At 69.4% G+C, this 19,696-nt stretch carries 22 protein-coding genes and 1 pseudogene; 16 read left to right on the top strand and 7 right to left on the bottom strand.

Annotation, left to right across the window (positions count from 1 at the left end):
- Positions 1-22: 22 nt before the first annotated feature.
- From IC63_RS07605 to IC63_RS07585, 5 genes and pseudogenes are all read left to right on the top strand, one after another.
- Positions 23-433, top strand: a pseudogene (locus IC63_RS07605) (5-oxoprolinase subunit B family protein); the annotation flags it as partial.
- Positions 426-1,385 carry a 5-oxoprolinase subunit C family protein gene (locus tag IC63_RS07600; RefSeq protein WP_036718671.1) on the top strand — a complete coding sequence of 320 codons (960 nt, stop codon included), beginning with the start codon at positions 426-428 and terminating at the stop codon, positions 1,383-1,385. The pseudogene IC63_RS07605 and the gene IC63_RS07600, both read left to right, overlap by 8 nt.
- Positions 1,386-1,446: 61 nt before the next feature.
- Positions 1,447-2,739, top strand: a complete 1,293-nt coding sequence (locus IC63_RS07595) for an adenylosuccinate synthase (protein ID WP_036718640.1) — start codon at positions 1,447-1,449, stop codon at positions 2,737-2,739.
- Positions 2,739-2,957: a DUF2842 domain-containing protein gene (locus tag IC63_RS07590; RefSeq protein ID WP_036718637.1), complete on the top strand. Its 219-nt coding sequence runs from the start codon at positions 2,739-2,741 to the stop codon at positions 2,955-2,957. The genes IC63_RS07595 and IC63_RS07590 overlap by 1 nt, the downstream gene beginning before the upstream one ends.
- Entirely contained in the window at positions 2,954-3,604 is a 651-nt protein-coding gene (locus IC63_RS07585; RefSeq protein WP_036718636.1) for a thiamine diphosphokinase, read from the top strand. Before IC63_RS07590 ends, IC63_RS07585 begins: the two co-directional genes overlap by 4 nt.
- 55 nt (positions 3,605-3,659) lie before the next feature.
- Here the strand turns inward: IC63_RS07585 and IC63_RS07580 are convergent, their stop codons facing one another.
- The 3 genes from IC63_RS07580 to IC63_RS07570 all read right to left on the bottom strand — a co-directional run bounded on the left by IC63_RS07580 (position 3,660) and on the right by IC63_RS07570 (position 7,470).
- A complete protein-coding gene (locus tag IC63_RS07580) occupies positions 3,660-4,697 on the bottom strand; it encodes an ABC transporter permease (protein WP_084115623.1) in 1,038 nt (345 codons plus the stop codon).
- Complete coding sequence (locus tag IC63_RS07575) at positions 4,690-5,697, bottom strand: ABC transporter permease (protein WP_036718634.1); 1,008 nt, start codon at positions 5,695-5,697, stop codon at positions 4,690-4,692. Before IC63_RS07575 ends, IC63_RS07580 begins: the two co-directional genes overlap by 8 nt.
- Before the next feature lie 69 nt (positions 5,698-5,766).
- Positions 5,767-7,470: a peptide ABC transporter substrate-binding protein gene (locus tag IC63_RS07570; RefSeq protein WP_036718632.1), complete on the bottom strand. Its 1,704-nt coding sequence runs from the start codon at positions 7,468-7,470 to the stop codon at positions 5,767-5,769.
- Between the two features lie 277 nt (positions 7,471-7,747).
- Between IC63_RS07570 and IC63_RS07565 the strand changes: the two genes are divergently transcribed.
- On the top strand, positions 7,748-9,601 hold the full coding sequence (locus IC63_RS07565; protein WP_036718630.1) for an ABC transporter ATP-binding protein: 1,854 nt from the start codon (positions 7,748-7,750) through the stop codon (positions 9,599-9,601).
- On the opposite strand, the gene IC63_RS07560 is transcribed toward IC63_RS07565, so the two are convergent.
- Entirely contained in the window at positions 9,489-10,100 is a 612-nt protein-coding gene (locus IC63_RS07560; RefSeq protein ID WP_084115621.1) for an anthrone oxygenase family protein, read from the bottom strand. The genes IC63_RS07565 and IC63_RS07560 overlap by 113 nt on opposite strands.
- A gap of 117 nt (positions 10,101-10,217) precedes the next feature.
- On the opposite strand from IC63_RS07560, the gene IC63_RS07555 reads away from it, so the two are divergent.
- The gene (locus tag IC63_RS07555) at positions 10,218-11,384 is read left to right on the top strand and encodes a M20 aminoacylase family protein (RefSeq protein WP_036718629.1); all 1,167 of its coding nucleotides are present in this window, start codon (positions 10,218-10,220) and stop codon (positions 11,382-11,384) included.
- Positions 11,381-11,749 carry a hypothetical protein gene (locus tag IC63_RS07550; RefSeq protein WP_198026274.1) on the top strand — a complete coding sequence of 123 codons (369 nt, stop codon included), beginning with the start codon at positions 11,381-11,383 and terminating at the stop codon, positions 11,747-11,749. Before IC63_RS07555 ends, IC63_RS07550 begins: the two co-directional genes overlap by 4 nt.
- 37 nt (positions 11,750-11,786) lie before the next feature.
- Here the strand turns inward: IC63_RS07550 and IC63_RS07545 are convergent, their stop codons facing one another.
- On the bottom strand, positions 11,787-12,329 hold the full coding sequence (locus IC63_RS07545; protein ID WP_036718628.1) for a hypothetical protein: 543 nt from the start codon (positions 12,327-12,329) through the stop codon (positions 11,787-11,789).
- Between the two features lie 148 nt (positions 12,330-12,477).
- Here IC63_RS07545 and moaA point away from each other — a divergent pair, with 148 nt between their 5' ends.
- The 8 genes from moaA (at position 12,478) to IC63_RS07525 (ending at position 18,424) form a co-directional block, all read left to right on the top strand.
- Complete coding sequence (gene moaA / locus IC63_RS07540; protein WP_036718627.1) at positions 12,478-13,482, top strand: GTP 3',8-cyclase MoaA; 1,005 nt, start codon at positions 12,478-12,480, stop codon at positions 13,480-13,482.
- Positions 13,483-13,824: 342 nt separating this feature from the next.
- Positions 13,825-13,980, top strand: coding sequence for a hypothetical protein (locus IC63_RS18045; protein ID WP_156965404.1), 156 nt, complete (start codon positions 13,825-13,827; stop codon positions 13,978-13,980).
- Positions 13,980-14,141: a hypothetical protein gene (locus IC63_RS18040; protein ID WP_156965403.1), complete on the top strand. Its 162-nt coding sequence runs from the start codon at positions 13,980-13,982 to the stop codon at positions 14,139-14,141. The genes IC63_RS18045 and IC63_RS18040 overlap by 1 nt, the downstream gene beginning before the upstream one ends.
- Positions 14,142-14,149: 8 nt before the next feature.
- A complete protein-coding gene (locus IC63_RS19065; protein ID WP_269634712.1) occupies positions 14,150-14,284 on the top strand; it encodes a hypothetical protein in 135 nt (44 codons plus the stop codon).
- A gap of 45 nt (positions 14,285-14,329) precedes the next feature.
- Positions 14,330-14,527, top strand: coding sequence for a hypothetical protein (locus tag IC63_RS07535; protein WP_036718625.1), 198 nt, complete (start codon positions 14,330-14,332; stop codon positions 14,525-14,527).
- Between the two features lie 144 nt (positions 14,528-14,671).
- Positions 14,672-14,836 (top strand): hypothetical protein, encoded by a 165-nt coding sequence (locus IC63_RS18035; RefSeq protein ID WP_156965402.1) that lies wholly within the window; start codon positions 14,672-14,674, stop codon positions 14,834-14,836.
- Positions 14,837-14,930: 94 nt separating this feature from the next.
- Positions 14,931-16,286: an HlyD family efflux transporter periplasmic adaptor subunit gene (locus tag IC63_RS07530; RefSeq protein ID WP_198026273.1), complete on the top strand. Its 1,356-nt coding sequence runs from the start codon at positions 14,931-14,933 to the stop codon at positions 16,284-16,286.
- Entirely contained in the window at positions 16,283-18,424 is a 2,142-nt protein-coding gene (locus tag IC63_RS07525) for a peptidase domain-containing ABC transporter (protein WP_198026272.1), read from the top strand. Before IC63_RS07530 ends, IC63_RS07525 begins: the two co-directional genes overlap by 4 nt.
- 52 nt (positions 18,425-18,476) lie before the next feature.
- On the opposite strand, the gene IC63_RS07520 is transcribed toward IC63_RS07525, so the two are convergent.
- Together IC63_RS07520 and IC63_RS07515 are read right to left on the bottom strand one after the other, a co-directional pair.
- Complete coding sequence (locus tag IC63_RS07520; RefSeq protein WP_036718620.1) at positions 18,477-19,319, bottom strand: ATP-grasp domain-containing protein; 843 nt, start codon at positions 19,317-19,319, stop codon at positions 18,477-18,479.
- Between the two features lie 85 nt (positions 19,320-19,404).
- On the bottom strand, positions 19,405-19,605 hold the full coding sequence (locus IC63_RS07515; RefSeq protein WP_036718618.1) for a hypothetical protein: 201 nt from the start codon (positions 19,603-19,605) through the stop codon (positions 19,405-19,407).
- Positions 19,606-19,696: the final 91 nt, after the last annotated feature.

The raw sequence follows: 19,696 nt of genomic DNA, 5'->3' as shown, positions 1-19,696 counted from the left end.
ATAGCAGACCGCGACCCACGAGGTCGCGGTCTGCTATGACGCCGATCTCGCCCCTGACCTGGACGAGGTCGCGCGGCTGACCGGCCTGACCCCCGACGAAGTCATCGCGGCCCACCTGGGCGGGGCCTACCGCGTCGGCATGTACGGCTTTGCGCCCGGCTATGCCTATATGTCCGGCCTGCCTCAGGCGATCCGCCTGCCGCGCAAGACGGCGCCGGTCCGCGGGGTGCCGGCGGGCAGCGTCATCATCGCCGGGGCGCAGTGCATCGTCACCACGGTCGAGATGCCGGCCGGGTGGTGGCGGATCGGGCGCTCGCCCACGCGCATCCTGCGCGACGACGATCCCGCGCGGCCGTTCCTCTTCGACGCCGGCGACAAGGTGGTGATGCGGCGGATCGGCCGGGGTGAATATGTTCGGGCGCTGCATGGCTGACGCGCGGTTCCGCATCGTCTTCGCCGGACCCCATGTCGCCTTTCAGGATGGCGGACGGCCGGGGCTGATGCGGTTTGGCGTCACCCGCTCGGGGCCGATGGACAGCCTGGCCCATGCGGCGGCGAACCTTGCCGTGGGCCGGCCGGCCGATGCGACGGCGGTCGAGGTCTCGCTGGGCGGGCTGGTGCTGGATTGCGTCGAGGGCGCGGTGACGCTGGCCGTCGCGGGCGGCGGCTTCGTCGTGGAACATGCCGGGCGCCGGCTGGGGTCGTGGGCGGTGCTGCGCGTCCGCGCCGGCGAGCGGCTGGCGATCCGCCCCGGCCATTGGGGCGGTTGGTGCTGCCTTGCCTTTGCCGGCGAGCCGGACTGCCCGCGATGGCTCGGCCACAGCGCGACCAACACCATGTCGGGCCGCGGCGGCGGCCGGCTGCTCACGGGCGGCGAGCTGCGCGTGCGCGACACCGACGGGGGCACGACGGGGGCTGATCGGCGCATCCCGTGCCCGGTCATCGCCCGTCCGCAGCACCGGATCGCCGTCGTGCCGGGCCCGCAGGACCACCGCTTCCAGCCGGGCGCGCTGCCGGCGCTGCTGTCGGCCCAATGGCAGGTCACCACCGCCTATGACCGCATGGGGATGCGGCTGGACGGGCCGCCGCTGGCGCTGGCCGACGCCCTGTCGATCCCGTCCGAGGCGATCGTCGCGGGCTCGATCCAGGTGTCGGGCGACGGCATCCCCACGATCCTGATGCGCGACCACCAGACCACCGGCGGCTACCCCAAGATCGCCACCGTGCTGGCCTGCGAGCTGGACCGCGTGGCGCAGCTGCGCCCGCGCGACCGGATCGCGTTCGTCGCCGTGTCCCCGGCCGAGGCCATCGCCCGCGCCCGCCGCCACGCATCGCTGCGGCGGCGCTGGCTGGGGACGCTCGCCGGGCAGCTTGCGGCGGAATAGCCGCTTTCCCGCGCCTGCGCGGAGGGCTATACCGCCCGCGGACCGGACGAAGGGGACCAGAATGGCGAACGTGGTGGTGGTCGGCGCCCAGTGGGGCGACGAGGGCAAGGGCAAGATCGTCGACTGGCTGTCCGAACGGGGCGACGTGATCGCCCGCTTTCAGGGCGGCCACAATGCCGGGCACACGCTGGTCATCGGCGAGCAGGTCTTCAAGCTGTCGCTGCTGCCCTCGGGGATCGTGCGGCCGGGCAAGCTGGCGGTGATCGGCAACGGCGTGGTGCTGGACCCCTGGGCGCTGTTTTCGGAAATCGACAAGCTGAGCGGGCAGGGGGTGCAAATCGGCACCGACAACCTGATGATTGCCGAAAACACCCCGCTGATCCTGCCGCTGCACCAAGACCTCGACCGCCTGCGCGAAGAGGCCGCAGGCGCCGCCAAGATCGGAACCACCGGCCGCGGCATCGGCCCGGCCTACGAGGACAAGGTCGGCCGCCGCACCATCCGGGTCGCGGACCTCGGCGACGAGGAAACGCTGGACCAGCGGCTGGACCGGCTGCTCGCCCATCACGACCCGCTGCGCGCCGGTCTGGGGGCCGAGCCGGTCGACCGCGCCGAGCTCAAGGCCCGGCTGATCGAGATCGCGCCCAAGCTGCTGCCCTATGCCCAGCCGGTCTGGAAGGTGATGGCCGACGCCCGCAAGGCCGGCAAGCGCATCCTGTTCGAGGGCGCGCAGGGCTCGCTGCTGGACATCGACTTCGGCACCTATCCCTTCGTCACCTCGTCCACGACGATGTCAGGGATGGCCGCGTCGGGCACCGGCATGGGGCCGGGCGCGATCGGCTATGTGCTGGGGATCGTCAAGGCCTACACCACCCGCGTCGGGTCGGGCCCGTTCCCGACCGAGCTCGAGGACGAGATCGGCCAGCGGCTGGGCGAGCGGGGCCGCGAGTTCGGCACCGTCACCGGCCGCAAGCGCCGCTGCGGCTGGTTCGACGCGGCATTGGTTCGCCAGACCTGCGCCATCTCGGGCGTGAACGGAATCGCGCTGACAAAGCTCGACGTGCTGGACGGGTTCGAGACGCTGCGGATCTGCACCGGCTACACGGTCGACGGGCAGCATTACGACTACCTGCCCACCGCCGCCGCGCTGCAGGCCCGAGCCGAGCCGGTCTATGAAGAGATCGAGGGCTGGACCGAGTCGACCGAGGGCGCGCGCAGCTGGGCCGACCTGCCCGCCGCAGCGATCAAGTATGTCCGCCGCATCGAGGAGCTGATCCAGTGCCCCGTCGCGCTGCTGTCGACCTCGCCCGAACGCGACGACACCATCCTCGTCACCGACCCGTTCGCCGACTGATGGACCTGCGCGCGCGCAAACGCTGGTCGCTGGTGCTGCTGCTGGTCTGGCTGCCGGTGTATCTGGCCTTTGCCTGGTGGCTACTGGCCTTCGTCGGCGACCGTTTCGGCGGCCGTCCGCCGGCCTGGCTGGAACTGCCGCTGTATCTGGTGCTCGCCTTCGCCTGGGCGATCCCGTTCCGCCGGGTGTTCAGCGGCATCGGCCGCGGCGAGGAATGACGCCGGTCCTGATCAGCGCCACCGGGGTGACGCTGATCGGCGGCGGGCAGGTCGCGCCCCAGGCGCTGGCCGCGGCCCTGGCCCTGGCGCCGGTCGTCATGGCCGCCGATTCCGGCGCCGATACGGCGCTGGCACACGGCCAGGGGCCGGCGGCGGTGGTGGGCGATCTGGACAGCATCTCGGACGCGGCCCGGCGGGAACTGGCGGACGTGCTGCATCCCGTGGCCGAGCAGGACAGCACCGATTTCGAGAAATGCCTGACCCGCATCGCCGCGCCCTTCGTGATCGCGGTCGGCTTCTCGGGTTCGCGGCTCGATCACACGCTGGCGGCGCTGAACGCGCTGGTGCGCCGGGTCGGGCCGCCGACGGTGCTGCTGGCCGGCGCCGATGCGATGCTGGCTTGCCCGCGCCGCGTGAGTGCGGACCTGCCCGCGGGGACGCGGGTGTCGCTGTTTCCGATGGGGCAGGCCACCGCCTCGGGAACCGGGCTGCGCTGGCCGGTGGACGGCATCGACTTCGCGCCGGACGGGCGCATCGGCACCTCGAACGAGATCACCGGCCCGCTCGACCTCACCGTCACCGGCCCGATGCTGCTGATCGTTCCGGCCCCGCATCTGACCACTGCCATCGAGATCGCCCGCGGCTGAAATTTCGGGCGGTCCCAGATATCCCGGGGTCCGGGGCAGAGCCCCGGTCCGGCGCCTATCGCCCCCGGATCCGCGGGTCCATCGCGTCGCGCAGCCCGTCGCCGATATAGTTGACCGTCAGCACGGTCAGCGAGATCAGCGCCCCGGGCAGGATCACCCGCATCGGATAGGTCTGCATCTGCGGGATGGCGTCGAACAGCAGCCGCCCCCAGGTCGGGAAGTCGGGCGGAAAGCCCAGCCCCAGGAAGGACAGCGCCGATTCCGTGATGATCGCGCTGGCGATGCCCAGCGTCGCCGCGACCATGATCGGGCTGAGCACGTTGGGCAGGATGTGGCGCAGCACCATGCGCCGGTTGGGCGTGCCGATGGACCGGGCGGCGAGGATGAACTCGCGCTCCTTCAGCCCCAGCACGTCGCCGCGCACGATCCGCGCCGCCTGCATCCACGACGTCGCCCCGATGGCGACCACGATGAGCAGGAACGTCCCCAGCCCGGCACCGAGGTTCTTGGCCAGCGGCTCGCGGAACAGCGTCACCATCAGCAGCAGCAGCGGCAGCAGGGGCAGGGCGAGGAACAGCTCGATCAGCCGCGACAGCGGCGCGTCCAGCCGGCGGTAGAACCCGGCGAGGATGCCGATCAGGCTGCCCAGCGTCACCGCGATGATCATCGCCGTCAGCCCCACCGCGATCGAGGTCTTGCCGCCCGCCATCAGCCGCGCCAGCGTGTCGCGGCCCAACTGGTCGGTGCCCAGCGGATGCGCCCAGCTGGGACCCTTGTTCCGCGCGCGGATGTCCACGAAGGTCGCGTCCACCTGCCACACCCAGGGGCCGACCAGCACGAACAGCAGGATCAGCACGAACAGCACCAGCGCGATCATGGCCCCGCGGTGGCTGCGGAACTGCGCCCACACGTCCCGCCACTGGCTGCGGGTCGCGGGCGTGCCCGGGCTCGCGCTGACCGGATCGTCCGGCGGCAGGGTCGAGGCGGCCGGCGACACCGCGTTCGAGGCGGTCTCGCGGATCAGCTCGGCCGTATCGCGGGCCGGTTCGGCGGCGCGGGCGGCAGCGTTCGACGGGGTGACGGGGTCAGTCATAGCGGATCCGCGGGTCAAGGATGCCATACAGCAGGTCGGCGATCAGCGTGAAGACGACGATCAGGATGGCAAAGATGAAGGTGAGCGTCAGCACCATCGGGATGTCGTTGGCCTGGATCGCCGAAATCAGCAGCTGCCCCAGCCCGTTCACCCGGAACACCTGCTCGGTGATGATGGCGCCGCCAAAGACGGCCGGCAGCCCCAGCGCGATGACGGTGACGACGGGGATGAGGCTGTTGCGCAGCACGTGCTTCAGCACCACCGTCTTTTCCGACAGCCCCTTGGCGCGGGCGGTGCGGACATAGTCCTGGCGCAGGTTGTCCAGCATCGAGGCGCGCATGAAGCGGCTGATCTGCGCGGCGTTGTAAAGCGCCAGAACCGTCACCGGCATCACCATCTGGCGCACCTGCTTCCAGAAGCTCGCCCAGTCGGTGACCCGCAGCGTCGTGTCATAGACCGACGGGAACCATTGGAGGTTCACGGCAAAGATGATGATCAGCACCACCCCGGTGAAGAAGGTCGGCATCGAGAAGCCCACCATCGACAGGAAGGTGCCCAGCTGGTCGAACCACGAATACTGCTTGTAGGCCGAGATGATCCCGATCGGGATCGCGATCAGCACGCCGACCAGGTAGCTGAAGCCCACCACGGTCAGGGTCTGCGGGATGCGCTGCGCGATCACGTCGAACACCGGCACCCGCGACTGGAAGCTGATGATGCGCTGCTGCCCCTCGACGATCGCGGTGCCGAAGGTGGCGTCGAACCAGTGCATCGGCTCGATCCAGAAGAACTGCTTCAGCCACAGGAAATAACGGATGTACCAGGCCTGCCCCAGCCCCAGCGCCTCGCGCATCTTCTCTTTGACCTCGGGCGGGACCGTCAGGGGCACGCTGCCCAGCGGATCGCCCGGCGACAGTTCCAGCAGCAGGAAGATCACCAGCGAAATGAACAGCAGCGACGGGATCGCCATCGGGATCCGCCGCAAGGTATAGGTCAGCATGAGCGCCTGTCCCGGAAAGTATGGGGCCGCCCTGCGCCACGTCGGGGCGGCCGGATTGTCACGTCAGGCTCACTTGACCCGGACCCAGTCCGAGACGTTCCACAGCTCGCTGTCCCAGACGTTCATCACCACGCCGCCCAGCGTGTTGGATCGGGCCGAGAAGCGGCCGCGGTCGATCAGCGGCAGGGTCACGTTCGAATCGACCGTGATCATGTTGTTCAGCTTCTTGGCCAGCTCGCCGCGCTTGGCCTCGTCGGTGGTGCTCAGCATCTCCTTGACCGCGGCGTCATAGGCCGGGTCGCAGTAGCGGTTGTAGTTCTCCCCCTGCCACTGGTTGGCCGGCGAGGGCGCCTTGTCGCAGGTCCACTGGGCCAGATAGGGCTGCGGATCGGTACCGTCGAAGTTGTTGGCGTACATCTGCGCGTCGGCATAAAACTTCTGCAGCGTGTCAGGCGAGCCCGCATCGGCGCCGAAGAACACCGACCCGTCGACCTGCTTCAGCTCGGTCTCGACGCCGATTTCCGACCACCATTGCTTGATGATCGACTGGAATTCCTGCCGAACCGGGTTGACCGAGGTCTGGAACAGGACCTTCAGCTTCTTGCCGTCCTTCTCGCGGATGCCGTCAGCACCCGGGACCCAGCCGGCTTCGTCCAGCAGCTTCTTGGCGCCTTCGATGTCCTGCTTGAGGCAGCTGTCGTTTTTGGCCGCGTACTGCTCGGGCGCGGGGACCAGGTCACAGGTCGGGCGGCCGGCTTCGCCATAGCCGATGTCGGACAGCGCCTGGCGGTCCAGCGAGATCGACAGGGCCTTGCGGACATTGGCATCGGAAAGGAACGGGTGCGGGTGCTTGACGGTGGACCGCTCGTCCGCCGGAAGGTCCGACGACGGGTCGGTCTGGTTCAGCTCGATCCGCTCGACCAGGGTCCCGAAGGCGACCTCGAAGACGCCCTTGCCGGCGGCCTTCATCTGTTCCTGCAGTTCCGGGTTGACCTGGGTGTTCCAGGCATAGTCGAACTCGCCGGTTTCCATCACGGCGCGGGTCGCGCCCTCGATGTCGCCGCCGCCCTTGACCATGGCGGTCGCGAAGGCCGGCTTGGCCGGGTCGCGATAGTTCGGGTTCGCCTCCAGCATCACGACGTCGTTGACCTTGAAGTCGGTGACGCGGAACGGGCCGGTGCCGATCGGCTTGGTGTTCTGTTCGGTGCAGGTCGAGGCCGCGGTGCCGAGGCACTTTTCGAACTGGGCCTTCTGCAGGATCGGCGAGGTGGCGCCGACGAAGGCGGTGAAGGGGTTCGCCTGCGGGCCTTCGAAGGTGACCTTGACGGTCAGCGGATCGACCGCCTCGACCGACTTGACGCCTTCATATCGGGCCAGCTGGGCGCAGCCGCCTTCCGGATGCATGCAGTATTCGGCGGTGAACTTGACGTCCTCGGACGTGAAGGGGGTGCCGTCCGACCACTTGAGGTCGGGTTTGATCTTCCAGGTGATCGAGGTCAGGTCCTCGGAGATACCACCGTTTTCCTTGCTGGGGATCTCGGTGACGAGACGCGGGATGATGTTGCCCTTCTCGTCGAAGCCGGCCAGCGGTTCCAGCACGAGGCTGCCGGCCTCGATGTCCTTGGTGCCGCCCGACATATAGCCGTTCATCGTCGAGATGGCCTGCGAATACAGGATGTTGACCTGGCCGTCGGTGCCTCGTTCGGCGTGCGCGGCAGTAGCCAGCGCCATGATCGCGGCGGCGCCCGTCATCAGCGTCGTCTTGAGTTTCATCTGCAGTCTCCCGATGTTGGATTTGTTGGGCCGCGGAGCCTTGTGTGGCGGTCCTCCGGCGGCCGGTCCGTATACTTGTGTCGTTCCGTTCTGGCGGGGCGGTCCCGCGGAATGGCGGCAGTTTCAGCGCCAGCCGCACGGGATTGCAAGCGCAAACATCACCGCTCCGTGACGTCGCCGCCGGGCGGGCGGACCGGGACGCTTGCAAACCGGGGCGGCAGACGGCACGTTTCCCCGGATCGGCCCGCCAGAGGCCGCGCAAGGGAGTCTGGGTGACATGCTGGATGACGCAGCTGCAGGGTCGGCGCAGGCGCCGCTGGTGTCCATCGACGGGCTGCGGGTCAGCTTTCAAACCCGCGAGGGCCGGGTCGAGGGCGTCAAGGAGATCGGCTTCGACATCCGCCCCGGCGAATGCGTGGCCGTGGTGGGCGAATCCGGGTCGGGCAAGTCGGTCACCTCGCTGTCGCTGATGCGGCTGGTCGAATATGGCGGCGGGCGGATCGACGCGGGCGTCATGCTGTTCGACCGCGGCGACGGCCGGCCCATCGACCTGGCCCGGCAGACTGACGCCGCCATGCGAAAGGTCCGGGGCAACCAGATCGGGATGATCTTCCAGGAGCCGATGACCTCGCTGAACCCGGTCTTCACCGTCGGCGACCAGCTGGCCGAATCGCTGATCGTGCATCGTGGGATGACCAAGGCGCAGGCCACTGCCCGCGCGCTGGAACTGCTGCGCGAGGTCCGCATCCCCGAACCCGAACGCCGCCTGGGCCAGTATCCGCACGAGCTGTCCGGTGGCATGCGCCAGCGAGTGGTGATCGCGATGGCGATGGCCTGCGAGCCGCGGCTGCTGATCTGCGACGAGCCCACGACGGCGCTGGACGTGACGATCCAGGCCGAGATCCTCGCGCTCATCAACCGGCTCAAGCGCGAAAAGCAGATGGCGGTTCTGTTCATCACCCACGACATGGCGGTGGTGGCGCAGATGGCCGACCGCGTGGTGGTGATGTTCCGCGGCGACAAGGTCGAGGAAGGCACCGTCGAGCAGATCTTCGAATCCCCGCGCGAGGATTACACCAAGGCGCTGCTGGCCGCGGTGCCGCGGCTGGGCGAGATGCAGGGCACTGACGCGCCGATCCCGCTGCGCCTGATGCGCGGCGGCGAGATGATCGAGCCCCGGCCCATCGTCGTGGAAAACCCACAGCCGCTGCTGGAGGTCCGCGACCTCTGCACGCGCTTTGCAGTCAGGGGCGGGCTCTTGCGCCGCACGGTGGCGCAGGTCCACGCGGTCGAGGACGTGTCCTTCACGCTCAACGGCGGCGAGACGCTGTCGCTGGTCGGCGAATCGGGCTGCGGCAAGTCCACCTGCGGGCGCTCGATCCTGCGGCTGGTGGAACCGACCTCGGGGTCGATCCGGCTGGGCGGCACCGACGTGCTGGCGCTGGGACCGGGGCAGCTGCGCCGGGCGCGGCAGGACATGCAGATGATCTTCCAGGACCCCTTCGCGTCGCTAGACCCGCAGATGAAGCTGTACGACCAGCTCGAAGAGCCGATGCTGAACTATGGCATCGGGTCGAAATCGGAACGCCAGGACCGCATCGCCGGGCTGTTCGACCGGGTGGAACTGCCGCGCAGCTTCATGCGCCGCTATCCGCACGAGATGTCCGGCGGCCAGCGCCAGCGCATCGCCATCGCCCGCGCCCTGGCGCTGCGGCCGAAACTCATCATCGCCGACGAGGCGGTGTCGGCGCTGGACGTGTCGGTGCAGGCGCAGGTGCTGAACCTGCTGATGGAGCTGCAGCAGGAAATGGGCATTTCCATGCTGTTCATCAGCCACGACATGGCCGTGGTCGAACGCGTCAGCCACCACGTCGCGGTCATGTATCTGGGCCGGATCGTGGAAATCGGCACCCGCCGGCAGGTGTTCGAGAACCCCCAGCACTCCTATACACGGCAGCTGATGTCGGCGGTGCCGGTCGCCGATCCGCGGCAGAAGAAGATCAGCGAGGACCTGAACTTCAAGCCGATCCCGTCGCCGATCCACCCGCTGGGCTATCAGCCGCCGCGGTCGACCTATCGCGAGGTTGCGCCGGGGCACCGGGTGCTGGTCGACCCGGTGACGCATGGCTGACCGCCAAGGCGCCGGGGTTCAGTGACAGCAGGCCCAGCCCGCACATCAGCAGCGCCGCGCCGCTGACCACGGTGCGCAGCTGGTTCCAGCCCTGCCAGCGGGCGGAATAGGCGCCCCACAGCGCGCCGGCATGCGGGTCGGCCGGGTCGGCCTGCGCCAGCGCCTCGTTCATCGGCACGTTCACCAGCAGCGTGGGCAGCATCGCGCCGCCCACATAGGCGACGGCGGCGGCCGCGAACCACAGCGCGGCGCGGCCGCTGCCCGCGCGCCAGGCCAGTGCGCCCGCCAGCGCCAGCACCGGCCCGGTGGCAAAGAACGCCGGCGCAAAGACGACGTTGCGGACGCTGGCGTTCATCGCCTGCATCGCCGCGATCGCCACGTCGGCCGGCAGCCGGTCCAGCCCCCACATGGTCGAGCACACCCAGGCGAAGAAAAAGCCGAAGATCGCGCCGCTGTGCAAAAGCGCGGCCAGCGCGGCAAACCGGGCGGCAGGGAACATCGTTTCATCCTCGGCAGGGGCAACGGCGCGATCTGTGCCCCGTCCCTGCAACAGCCGCATGACGCTTGCGCCGCCCTGCCGCCCGCGTCACCCTGTGCCGACACAAGGAGACCGATCATGCCCGTCAAGAACCGCTTTGCCGAGATGCTTCCGGAAATCACCGCCTGGCGGCGCGAGTTCCACGAAAATCCCGAGCTGCTTTACGAGGTCCACCGCACCGCCGGGCGCGTCGCCGAGTTGCTGCGCGAATTCGGCGTGGACGAGGTGACCGAGGGCATCGGCCGGACCGGCGTCGTGGGCGTGATCCGCGGCAAGACCGACACGCGGGGCCGCGTGATCGGGCTGCGCGCCGACATGGACGCGCTGCCGATCAACGAGATAACCGGGCTCGACTATGCGTCCAAGACCCCCGGCGTCATGCATGCCTGCGGCCATGACGGCCACACCGCGATGCTGCTGGGCGCGGCCAAGTACCTGGCCGAGACGCGCAATTTCGACGGCACCGCGGTGGTCATCTTCCAGCCCGCCGAGGAGGGCGGGGCAGGCGGCCTCGCGATGGTCGAGGACGGGCTGGTCGATCGCTGGGGCATCCAGGAATTCTACGGCATGCACAACATGCCCGGCATCCCGGTCGGCAGCTTTGCGATCCGCGAGGGCGGGATCATGGCCGCGGCGGACCAGTTCGACATCGTCGTGACCGGCAAGGGCGGCCACGCCGCCAAGCCGCATGAATGCATCGATTCGACCCTGATCGCCGCGCAGATCATCGTGGCGCTGCAATCCATCGTGTCGCGCAACGTCGATCCGCTGAAGAACGCGGTCGTGTCGACCTGCGTCGTGCAGACCGATTCGACGGCCTATAACGTGATCCCGCAGGTGGTGCGGCTCAAGGGCACGGCGCGCAGCCTCGATCCCGGCGTCCGTGCGCAGCTGGAATCCGGGATCTCGCGCGTGTCGCAGGGGATCGCGGCGGCCTTCGGCGCGCAGGTCGAGGTGACCTATCACCGCGGCTATCCGGTGACCGTCAACCATCCCGAGGAAACCGGCCATGCGATCAGCGTCGCCCGCGACCTGTCCGCCGACGTCAACACCGACGTCGCCCCGATGATGGGCGGCGAGGATTTCAGCTATATGCTGGAACAGAAGCCGGGCGCCTATATCTTCGTCGGCAACGGCGACACGGCGATGGTCCACCACCCGGCCTACAACTTCGACGACGACGCGATCCCCTTCGGATCCAGCTGGTATGCCGGCATGGTCGAGGCGCGGATGCCCGCCGCGTGACGCGGCTGCCCCCGGCGGTCGCGGCCGAACTCGCGGCGCTGGGACTCGGCGGGGCGGCGGAGCGGTTCGTTCCGCCCGCCGCCGTGGCAGAGGCGGCGCGCCGGGGTCTGGACCTGCGCGCCCGGCACGGTCGAGGCGGCACCAAGGTCGGGCTGGCCCGCGCCGCGTCGCTGGCTGCGGGCGACCCCCAGACGGCGCGGGACCTGCGGGTCATGGCGGCGTGGTTCGCCCGCTTTGCGCATCTGCGCGGGCGGGGGCGCTGGGACGATGCGGCCAACCCCTCGGCCGGGTCCATCGCCTGGCTGCTGTGGGGTGGTGACGCGGGGCGGGAGTGGGCCCAGACCGCCCGCCATCCCGAGACGTGACGGCCCCCGGACTAGGGGCCGTCACAGGGGAGCCAGATCAGACGCTGTAGACCTCGACCTCGGGCAGGTCGGTCAGGTCAGCGCCCAGCGTGGTCAGCGCCGGCAGCGACACCTGGCTGCCGGCCGAGGCCGGGCCGCTCAGCGGCAGCAGGTCCACGTTGACCGACTTGCCGGTCGCCGGGTTGACGATCCGGCCCTTGCCGATCGACCGCACCAGCGGCGTTTTGATCCAGAACCCGCCCTGCGTCGCGTCCCCCAGCGAGGCAACGGTCGTGCCCAGCCGGCCGCCCGTCGCGACGGGCTTGCTGGCCGCCGCCTTTTCGGCGGCCGAGGCGTCCAGCTGGGCGACGCTGCGCGAGCCGGCCGGGCGCTGCAGCGTGCCGGCGGCGATGGTGTCGGGGATGGCCCCGGTGCGCGCCTCTGCCGCGGCTGCGGCGGCGGCGTCGGACGCGGCGGGCGAGACGGCCACGGTGACGCCCGGGGTGCGGGGTGCGGGGCGCGGCGTCGGGTCAGCGGTCGTGGTCTCGCAGGCGGCCAGTGCCAGGAACGGCAGGATCAGCGCGAGGCGTGCGGTCTTCATGGTCGGTCCCTCGGTATCGTTCGTTGTGTCGGTGCAGGCGTGCCGCGGACGGTGAGGCCTCGCAGGCGGCCTGTCCACGCAACAGCGCGTGTGCGGGCGAATTCCTGCCGTCCTTGTGCCGTTCGCGCCACGGGCTTATCTAGCAGGCATGTCCGACGCCGCGCCCCTGATCGACCCGTTCGCCCGCCCCATCACCTATCTGCGGGTGTCGGTGACGGATCGTTGCGACTTCCGCTGCACCTACTGCATGTCCGAGCACATGCAGTTCCTGCCCAAGGCCGACCTGCTCACGCTCGAGGAACTGGAGCGCCTGTCCTCGGCCTTCGTGGACCTCGGCGTGCGCAAGCTGCGGATCACGGGTGGCGAGCCGCTGGTGCGCCGCAACATCATGTCGTTCTTCGAGGCGATGGCGCAGCGTCTGGGCAGCGGGCTGGACGAGCTGACCCTGACCACCAACGGCAGCCAGCTGTCGCGCTTTGCCCGACCACTGGCCGAGTGCGGGGTCCGCCGGGTGAACGTGTCGCTGGACACGCTCGACCCCGACAAGTTCGCCGCGATCACCCGCTGGGGCCGGTTGCCGCAGGTGCTGGACGGCATCCGTGCCGCGCAGGATGCCGGGCTGCGGGTCAAGATCAACGCCGTGGCGCTCAAGGGCTTCAACGAGGACGAGCTGTTCGCGCTGCTGGACTGGTGCGCGACCCAGGGCCACGACCTGACCTTCATCGAGGTCATGCCGATGGGCGAGATGGGCGATGAAAACCGCCTCGACCAGTACTGGGCGCTGTCCGACCTGCGCGCCCGTCTGGCCGAACGGCTGACGCTGACGCCACTGGCCGAGCGCACCGGCGGTCCCGCCCGCTATGTCCGGGTCGAGGAGACCGGGCAGAAGATCGGCTTCATCACCCCGCTGACGCATAATTTCTGCGAAAGCTGCAACCGCGTGCGGGTGACCTGCACGGGCGAGCTGTTCATGTGCCTGGGGCAGGAGGACCGCGCCGACCTGCGGTCAGCCCTGCGCGCCAGCCCCGACGACGAGCCGGTGCGGCAGGCAATCCGCGCCGCCATCGCCCGCAAGCCCAAGGGCCACGATTTCGACTATTCCCGCGGCGTGGGTGGCCAGATGACCCGCCACATGAGCCACACCGGCGGCTGAGCCTCGGGCGCGGCCCTTGCCCGTGGCCGCCCGGACGGGACGGCAATCGCCCGGGTCATGGCCCCGTCCGGCAGTCTCCATCCTCCCGAACGCCAAACCGCCCAGGCCGGCAGCCTAGTCCCCCCGGCGCCGTTTACGCCCGGTGACCAGGTCGGGAATCGTCCTTTGCCGCGCCGGGCACCGGCGGCGGCCGGTCAGCGGGCTTAGCCTCCGGGCGGCGCGGCCCTAAGCGTGGGTCGGACGGCCTAGGTCGCCTAGCACATCCGGTGACTGTGCAGCCGGGCCGCTCCGTGTCCTCATGAACACGTCGGGAGAAGCCCCGGCGCCAACAGAGGAACAACGATGAAACCCATCATGACAGAGCTTGATGACCGCCAGCTCGACCATGTGTCGGGCGGTATCATCGACTGCATCCCGCTGCCGCTTCCGCGCTGCCCGCTGCCGTGGCCCCCGAAATGGCCCAGCTTTCCGCCGCTGCCCTGCCTGGAGGTCAAGTGATGGCGCAGGCCCGCGACAGTTCGGCCGAGGCGGTGGTCGAGGTCCTCGGCGAGGACGCAATCGACGGCGTCGCGGGCGCCGGGATCTTGCCGCGCCCGCGTTTCCCGATGCCGCCGTGCTGGCCCGTGCCCGACTGGCCCCGCTGGCCGATCTGGCTGTGAGGGCCGCCATGACCCGGCACGGCGAAACCGAACTGATCGAGCTGGACGACGCGTCCACCGCCCGGGTGGGCGGCAGCCGCATCATCCTGCCCGGTCCCATCTATCCGCCAATCTGGTGGATCATCCGCCGGCTTGCCGGCTGACCCGCCCCGATCGGGGCACTCGACAGCAATCAAGGGAGAAACAGGATGTTTGCTGAAAAGACCGAACTGCAGCTGGTCACCGACCTGAACGAAACCGCGCTGGTCGAACTGAACGCGGCCGATGTCGACGACGTGTCGGGGGCGATCGCCTGGGCGGCGATCCCGGTCGCCTGGAAAATCGGCGGCGCGCTGGTGGCCGGCATCGGCACTGGGACCGGCCTGGCCTGGCTTTCCAGCCGCTGAACACGGATCGGCAACGGAGCGAGAACAATGGGACTTTATACCGCTGAAAATGCACTGATCGCGGTCGTGTTCGTGCTCGCCATCGTCTTCGGCTACAACTTCGGCATGCAAATCCTCAACTGAGGACCAGAAAGGATCATTATGATGACCAACCTCGAACTCACCGCCGAGCACGACCGGCAGATCAACGTCCTGACGGACGACGCCATCGAAGAAGTCGCAGGCGGCGTTTTGCCGTTCTGGATGGCGATGGTGTACATCTCGAGCACCGGAGTGTCCTACAACATCGCGCGGGACTTCTTCCGCTGAACGGCCGGCCCACCAAAGTGGGCCGACCCGCCTCTCAGGCGTCGGAGGTGTAGGGCCTCCGACGCCACCCTGGCGCAACAACCCGGATCACGCAATGACGGACAAGGACACACCTGCTTCGGGCGGGTCGGACGGTCATGCCCGCGCACAGGGCCACACCGCACAGCAGCCCAACGCCGGGGCGGGCGCACAGTCCGGCGACAAGCCCATCCCGCTGTTTCGCCAGCAGGCCGTTGCCTATCAGTCGCGGTCGCTGGACGGCGAGGTGATGCTGTCGCTGTCGATGCGGATGCGGGCGCTGATCATCCTGGCCGTGGTCGTCGTTGCGGGCGCGGCGATCTTCGCCGCCACCGCCACCTATGCCCGGATGGAAACCGTCGTCGGCTGGGTCGTGCCCGAAGGCGGGCTGATCCGCGTCACCGCCCAGCAGGGCGGGATCATCGAAAAGCTCTCGGTCGCCGAGGGCGACCAGGTTGCCGCCGGCGAGGCGCTGGCCGAGTTGCGGCTGTCCACCGATCTCGAGGATGGCAGCGCCGGGCTGGCGCTGCAGAAGCAGCTGAAGAACCAGATCGAGGCGGTCCGCGCCCAGGCCGAGGCAGAACGCGAAAAGCTGCAGGCCCAGGAGGTCAGCCTGAAGGCCCAGCGCGACGGCATGCTGCGCGAACTGGACCAGAGCCGCGCCCGCGTCGAATCCATGGCCGAGCGGCTGGCGCTGATCGAGGCCGACGCCAAGCGGGTCCGCAAGATCGCCGACCGCGGCTATGCCAGCAAGAAGAACGTCGAGGAAAGCGCCATGGCCGTGCTGTCGGCCCAGCAGGAACTGGACGCCCTGCGCAGCAGCGTCATGGCGACCGAACGCCAGATCGGCGATGTCGAGGCGCAGCTCAAGACCCTGCCGCTGTCGATCCGCGCCGCCGAGGCGCAGGCCCGCGCCAGCGAGGCGCAGCTGGCCCAGCAGGGGACCGAGCTGGCCGTCCGCGACGTGTATCGCGCCGGCGCCACCGTGGCCGGTCGGGTGGTGGCCGTGCCGGTGTCGAGGGGCCAGACCGTGCCGCCGCAATCGGTGATCGCGGTGCTGACGCCCGAAGGCTCGACGCTCGAGGCAGAGCTGTACGTGCCCTCGCGCTCGGCCGGCTTCATCACCCCGGGACAAGAGGTGCAGCTGATGTATCAGGCCTTCCCCTATCAGAAATTCGGCGCCGCCAACGGGACGGTGCGCAGCGTGTCGCGCACGGTGCTGGCGCCCGGCGAGGTGGCGATCCCGGGGCTCGAGATCAACGAGCCGGTGTTCCGGGTCAAGGTCGGGATGGAGAGCGATTCCGTGCAGGCCTATGGCCAGGCCATTCCGGTGCAGCCCGGCATGCTGCTGTCCGCCGGCATCGTCATCGACCGCAGGACGCTGGTCGAATGGCTTCTGGATCCGATCTATGCGGTGGGGCGACTGGGATGAGCATTGCCGAGCTGAACTTCATGGGCCGGCGCCGCCTGCCCGAGATCCGCGGCGCCGAGGCTGCCGAATGCGGGCTGGCCTGCATGGCGATGATCGGGCGCTATCACGGCCACGACATCGACCTGAACGGGCTGCGCCAGCGGTTTTCGCTGTCGCTGACCGGGGCCACCCTGCGCAACCTGATGCAGCTGGCCGAACAACTGTCGCTGGCGCCGCGTGCGCTGCGGGTCGGGCTGCAGGCGCTGGGGAATGTCCGGCTGCCGGCGATCCTGCACTGGGACCTGAACCACTTCGTCGTGCTCAAGTCCGTCAGCAAGCGCAAGGCGGTCATCCACGACCCCGCGCGGGGCGCCCGCACCCTGTCGATCGACGAACTGTCGAACCACTTCACCGGCGTGGTGTTGGAACTGGCGCCGGCGGGCAACTTCCAGAAGACCCGGGCGCGGATGCCGGTGCGGCTGACCAGCCTGTGGTCGCGGACCGAAGGCATGGGCGCCGCCATCTTCCAGGTGCTGGCGCTGTCGGTGGTGTTCCAGATCGCCACCTTCGCCATGCCGTTCCACCTGCAGCTGGTCGTCGACGAGGCGATCGGCCGCGCCGACCGCAGCCTGCTGACGGTTCTGGCGCTGGGCTTCGGGGCGCTCGCGGTGCTGCACGCGGCGCTCGAGGCGCTGCGGAACTGGGTGCTGCGGCTCCTGGGGTCGATGATGTCGTTCCAGGTGGTCGGCAACATCGTGCGCCACCTGCTGCGGCTGCCGGTGCCGTTCTTCGAAAAGCGGCATGTGGGGGACATCATGTCCCGGATCGAATCCACCAACGCGATCCAGGACGCGCTGACCCGCGGCATGATCTCGGCGCTGGTAGACGGGGCGATGGCGGTGATCGCGGCCTTCATCCTGTTCCTGTATTCGCCGATCCTCGCGGTGGTCGTGGTCGCCTCGCTGCTGATGGTGCTGGGGCTGGGCTTTGCCTTCTATCCCGCGACCCGCGCCGCGACCGAGGAAAACATCGTCGCCATGGCCTCGGAACAGTCGCACCTGATCGAGACGGTCCGCGCCATGCCGACGATCCGGCTGATGGGCGGCGAAACCGACCGCGAGGGCAAGTGGCGCAACCGCTATGCCGCGGTCATCAACAGCTCGGTCCGGGTCGGCCGCTACGAGATCACCCTGCGCTTCCTGCAGAACGCCGTGATCGGGGTGCAGACGGTGCTCGTGATCTACTTGGGCGCGCGGATGATCCTGAACGCGCAGGGGTTCTCGGTCGGGATGCTGATGGCGTTCCTGTCCTTCCGCCAGACCTTCAGCGACCGCTCGCTGTCGCTCGTCAACGAGATCATGCAGTTCCGCCTGCTGCGCCTGCACCTGGAACGACTGGCCGACATCGTGACCGCCGAACCGGACGTCGCCCACCAGGACGACCGCCCGCCGCGGATGATCGACGTGCAGGGCGGGATCGAGCTGCGCAACGTCTCGTTCCGTTATGGGGCCGGCAGCCCGCTGGTGCTGGATGACGTGTCGCTGGCGATCGCGCCGGGCGATTTCCTGGCGGTGACCGGCCCGTCGGGGGGCGGCAAGACGACGCTGGCCAAGCTGCTGCTGGGGCTGAACCAGCCCGAGGCGGGCCAGATCCTGCTGGACGGCCAGCCGGCCGCGCCGGAACTGTGGCGCGCCTGGCGCGGGCAGATCGGCGTCGTGGCGCAGGACGACCAGCTGCTGTCGGGCTCGATCGCCGACAACATCGCCTTCTTCGATCCCGACATGGACATGGAACGGGTCGTGGCGGCGGCGGCGGCGGCGCGGGTGCATGACGACATCGTGCGGATGCCGATGCAGTATCTGTCGCTGGTGGGCGACATGGGCTCGGCCCTGTCGGGCGGGCAGCGCCAGCGCGTCCTGCTGGCGCGGGCGCTGTATCGCCGGCCGCGCCTGCTGCTGCTGGACGAGGGCACGGCGAACCTGGACGAACCGACCGAACGCGCCATCGCGGACCTGATCGCGCAGCTGCCGATCACCCGGATCGTCATCGCCCACCGCCCGGCGCTGATCGAGCGCGCCGCCCGCCGCATCCAGTGCAGCGGCGGCCGGATCGAGGAGCTGCCGGCCGGCCCGCGCCGCGCCGTCTATTCCGCGAACTGAGGGTGGGACAGAGCCCAGGGGGGGCCGGCCCGGATGCCGGCCCCTTCGGCGATCAGGGGGACAGCGCGTCGATGATGGCGTCGCTCAGCGCGCCGCCGGCGACGCGGTCGAAGGCCGCGAACATCGGCTGCGAGTTGACCTCGAGAAACACCCGCCGCCCGTCGCCGTCGGTCATGAAATCGGCCGCCGCGAAATCCAGCCCCAGCCGGTCGCAGAGGTGCGTCAGGGCGGCGCCCTCGGGCTGCGGCACCTCGGCCTCGGCCAGCGTCACGTTCTGGCTTTGCCGGTAATCGAGATCGGGCGATTCCAGCCGGAACGCCAGCAGCCGCCCGCCGATCCGGTAAATCCGCATCTCGGGCCGGTCCAGCCGCGGCTGCACGAAGCGGGGATATTGCGCACCCGCCCCGCCCTGGCCCGCCGGGGCGGTATATTCGCCGCCGGCGACCGGCTTCTGGATATGCGGTCCCGGCAGCGCGGCCGGATCGGCCGGGCGGCTGTCGATGATCGTGGGCGGGATGCGCAGGCCGCAGGCGGCGGCCTCGATCAGGTTGCCGATCTTGTTTGTCTCGCGCAGCGGATACAGCGGGTTCAAGACCCGGATGCCGGGCTGGCTCACCAGCCAGCCGCGGACGGCCTGATACCAGTTCAGCGCCGACGCCGCGGCACCCGCCACGTCCTCGGTCGGATACAGGAACACGTCATGGCGCAGGAAGGCGCCCGTCACCGGGACCGCCTCGCCATCGACCTCGAGCAGCTGCCGGGCCAGGTCGATGCGCAGCCGCGGGTTGGCCTCGGCGCCGATGCGCAGGTCGACGAAGGGCATCCCGCGGGCCGCGAGCCGGTCGGCCAGGACGGCGATATTCGGATCGTGCCGGCCGCCAAAGATCAGGATCATCGGGTTCTCCCCCTATCGAATGGCATCGGGGGCGCGCCGGTCCGTGGCGCGCCCCCGTATCGTGACCCGTCCCGGGCCTGCTGGATCAAAGATGCAGCCCCGCGTCCAGCGGCACGCCCAGCCGTTCGCGCGGGTCCTCTTCGCCCAGTGCCATGGTGGTCATGATCGGACCGCGGCAGCCGCCATCCTCCTCGCCCACCGCCAGCGTCGTCAGCATCCGTCCCCCGGAAACCCGGTCGCATTCCGCGTCCGACAGGTTGCGCAGATCCTCGGTGCCTTGCTTCATCGCCCATACCTCCTGTGTCGATCAGCGTCCTCAGGGTCGCGGATCGCGGGGGCCGGCTCAATTCGCGCCATGTCCTAGGCGGACTGGACGG

The organism is Paracoccus sphaerophysae (assembly GCF_000763805.1).
GTDB lineage: Bacteria > Pseudomonadota > Alphaproteobacteria > Rhodobacterales > Rhodobacteraceae > Paracoccus > Paracoccus sphaerophysae.
This window is presented reverse-complemented; position numbering and strand designations above follow the sequence as displayed.

Excerpts from the sequence above, each read along its gene's own strand:
- IC63_RS07600 (WP_036718671.1), top strand. The coding sequence starts at position 426 with ATGGCTGACGCGCGGTTCCGCATCGTCTTCGCCGGACCCCATGTCGCC.
- IC63_RS07595 (WP_036718640.1), top strand. The coding sequence starts at position 1,447 with ATGGCGAACGTGGTGGTGGTCGGCGCCCAGTGGGGCGACGAGGGCAAG.
- IC63_RS07590 (WP_036718637.1), top strand. The coding sequence starts at position 2,739 with ATGGACCTGCGCGCGCGCAAACGCTGGTCGCTGGTGCTGCTGCTGGTC.
- IC63_RS07585 (WP_036718636.1), top strand. The coding sequence starts at position 2,954 with ATGACGCCGGTCCTGATCAGCGCCACCGGGGTGACGCTGATCGGCGGC.
- IC63_RS07580 (WP_084115623.1), bottom strand. The coding sequence starts at position 4,697 with ATGACTGACCCCGTCACCCCGTCGAACGCTGCCGCCCGCGCCGCCGAA.
- IC63_RS07575 (WP_036718634.1), bottom strand. The coding sequence starts at position 5,697 with ATGCTGACCTATACCTTGCGGCGGATCCCGATGGCGATCCCGTCGCTG.
- IC63_RS07570 (WP_036718632.1), bottom strand. The coding sequence starts at position 7,470 with ATGAAACTCAAGACGACGCTGATGACGGGCGCCGCCGCGATCATGGCG.
- IC63_RS07565 (WP_036718630.1), top strand. The coding sequence starts at position 7,748 with ATGCTGGATGACGCAGCTGCAGGGTCGGCGCAGGCGCCGCTGGTGTCC.
- IC63_RS07560 (WP_084115621.1), bottom strand. The coding sequence starts at position 10,100 with ATGTTCCCTGCCGCCCGGTTTGCCGCGCTGGCCGCGCTTTTGCACAGC.
- IC63_RS07555 (WP_036718629.1), top strand. The coding sequence starts at position 10,218 with ATGCCCGTCAAGAACCGCTTTGCCGAGATGCTTCCGGAAATCACCGCC.
- IC63_RS07545 (WP_036718628.1), bottom strand. The coding sequence starts at position 12,329 with ATGAAGACCGCACGCCTCGCGCTGATCCTGCCGTTCCTGGCACTGGCC.
- moaA (WP_036718627.1), top strand. The coding sequence starts at position 12,478 with ATGTCCGACGCCGCGCCCCTGATCGACCCGTTCGCCCGCCCCATCACC.
- IC63_RS18045 (WP_156965404.1), top strand. The coding sequence starts at position 13,825 with ATGAAACCCATCATGACAGAGCTTGATGACCGCCAGCTCGACCATGTG.
- IC63_RS18040 (WP_156965403.1), top strand. The coding sequence starts at position 13,980 with ATGGCGCAGGCCCGCGACAGTTCGGCCGAGGCGGTGGTCGAGGTCCTC.
- IC63_RS19065 (WP_269634712.1), top strand. The coding sequence starts at position 14,150 with ATGACCCGGCACGGCGAAACCGAACTGATCGAGCTGGACGACGCGTCC.
- IC63_RS07535 (WP_036718625.1), top strand. The coding sequence starts at position 14,330 with ATGTTTGCTGAAAAGACCGAACTGCAGCTGGTCACCGACCTGAACGAA.
- IC63_RS18035 (WP_156965402.1), top strand. The coding sequence starts at position 14,672 with ATGACCAACCTCGAACTCACCGCCGAGCACGACCGGCAGATCAACGTC.
- IC63_RS07530 (WP_198026273.1), top strand. The coding sequence starts at position 14,931 with ATGACGGACAAGGACACACCTGCTTCGGGCGGGTCGGACGGTCATGCC.
- IC63_RS07525 (WP_198026272.1), top strand. The coding sequence starts at position 16,283 with ATGAGCATTGCCGAGCTGAACTTCATGGGCCGGCGCCGCCTGCCCGAG.
- IC63_RS07520 (WP_036718620.1), bottom strand. The coding sequence starts at position 19,319 with ATGATCCTGATCTTTGGCGGCCGGCACGATCCGAATATCGCCGTCCTG.
- IC63_RS07515 (WP_036718618.1), bottom strand. The coding sequence starts at position 19,605 with ATGAAGCAAGGCACCGAGGATCTGCGCAACCTGTCGGACGCGGAATGC.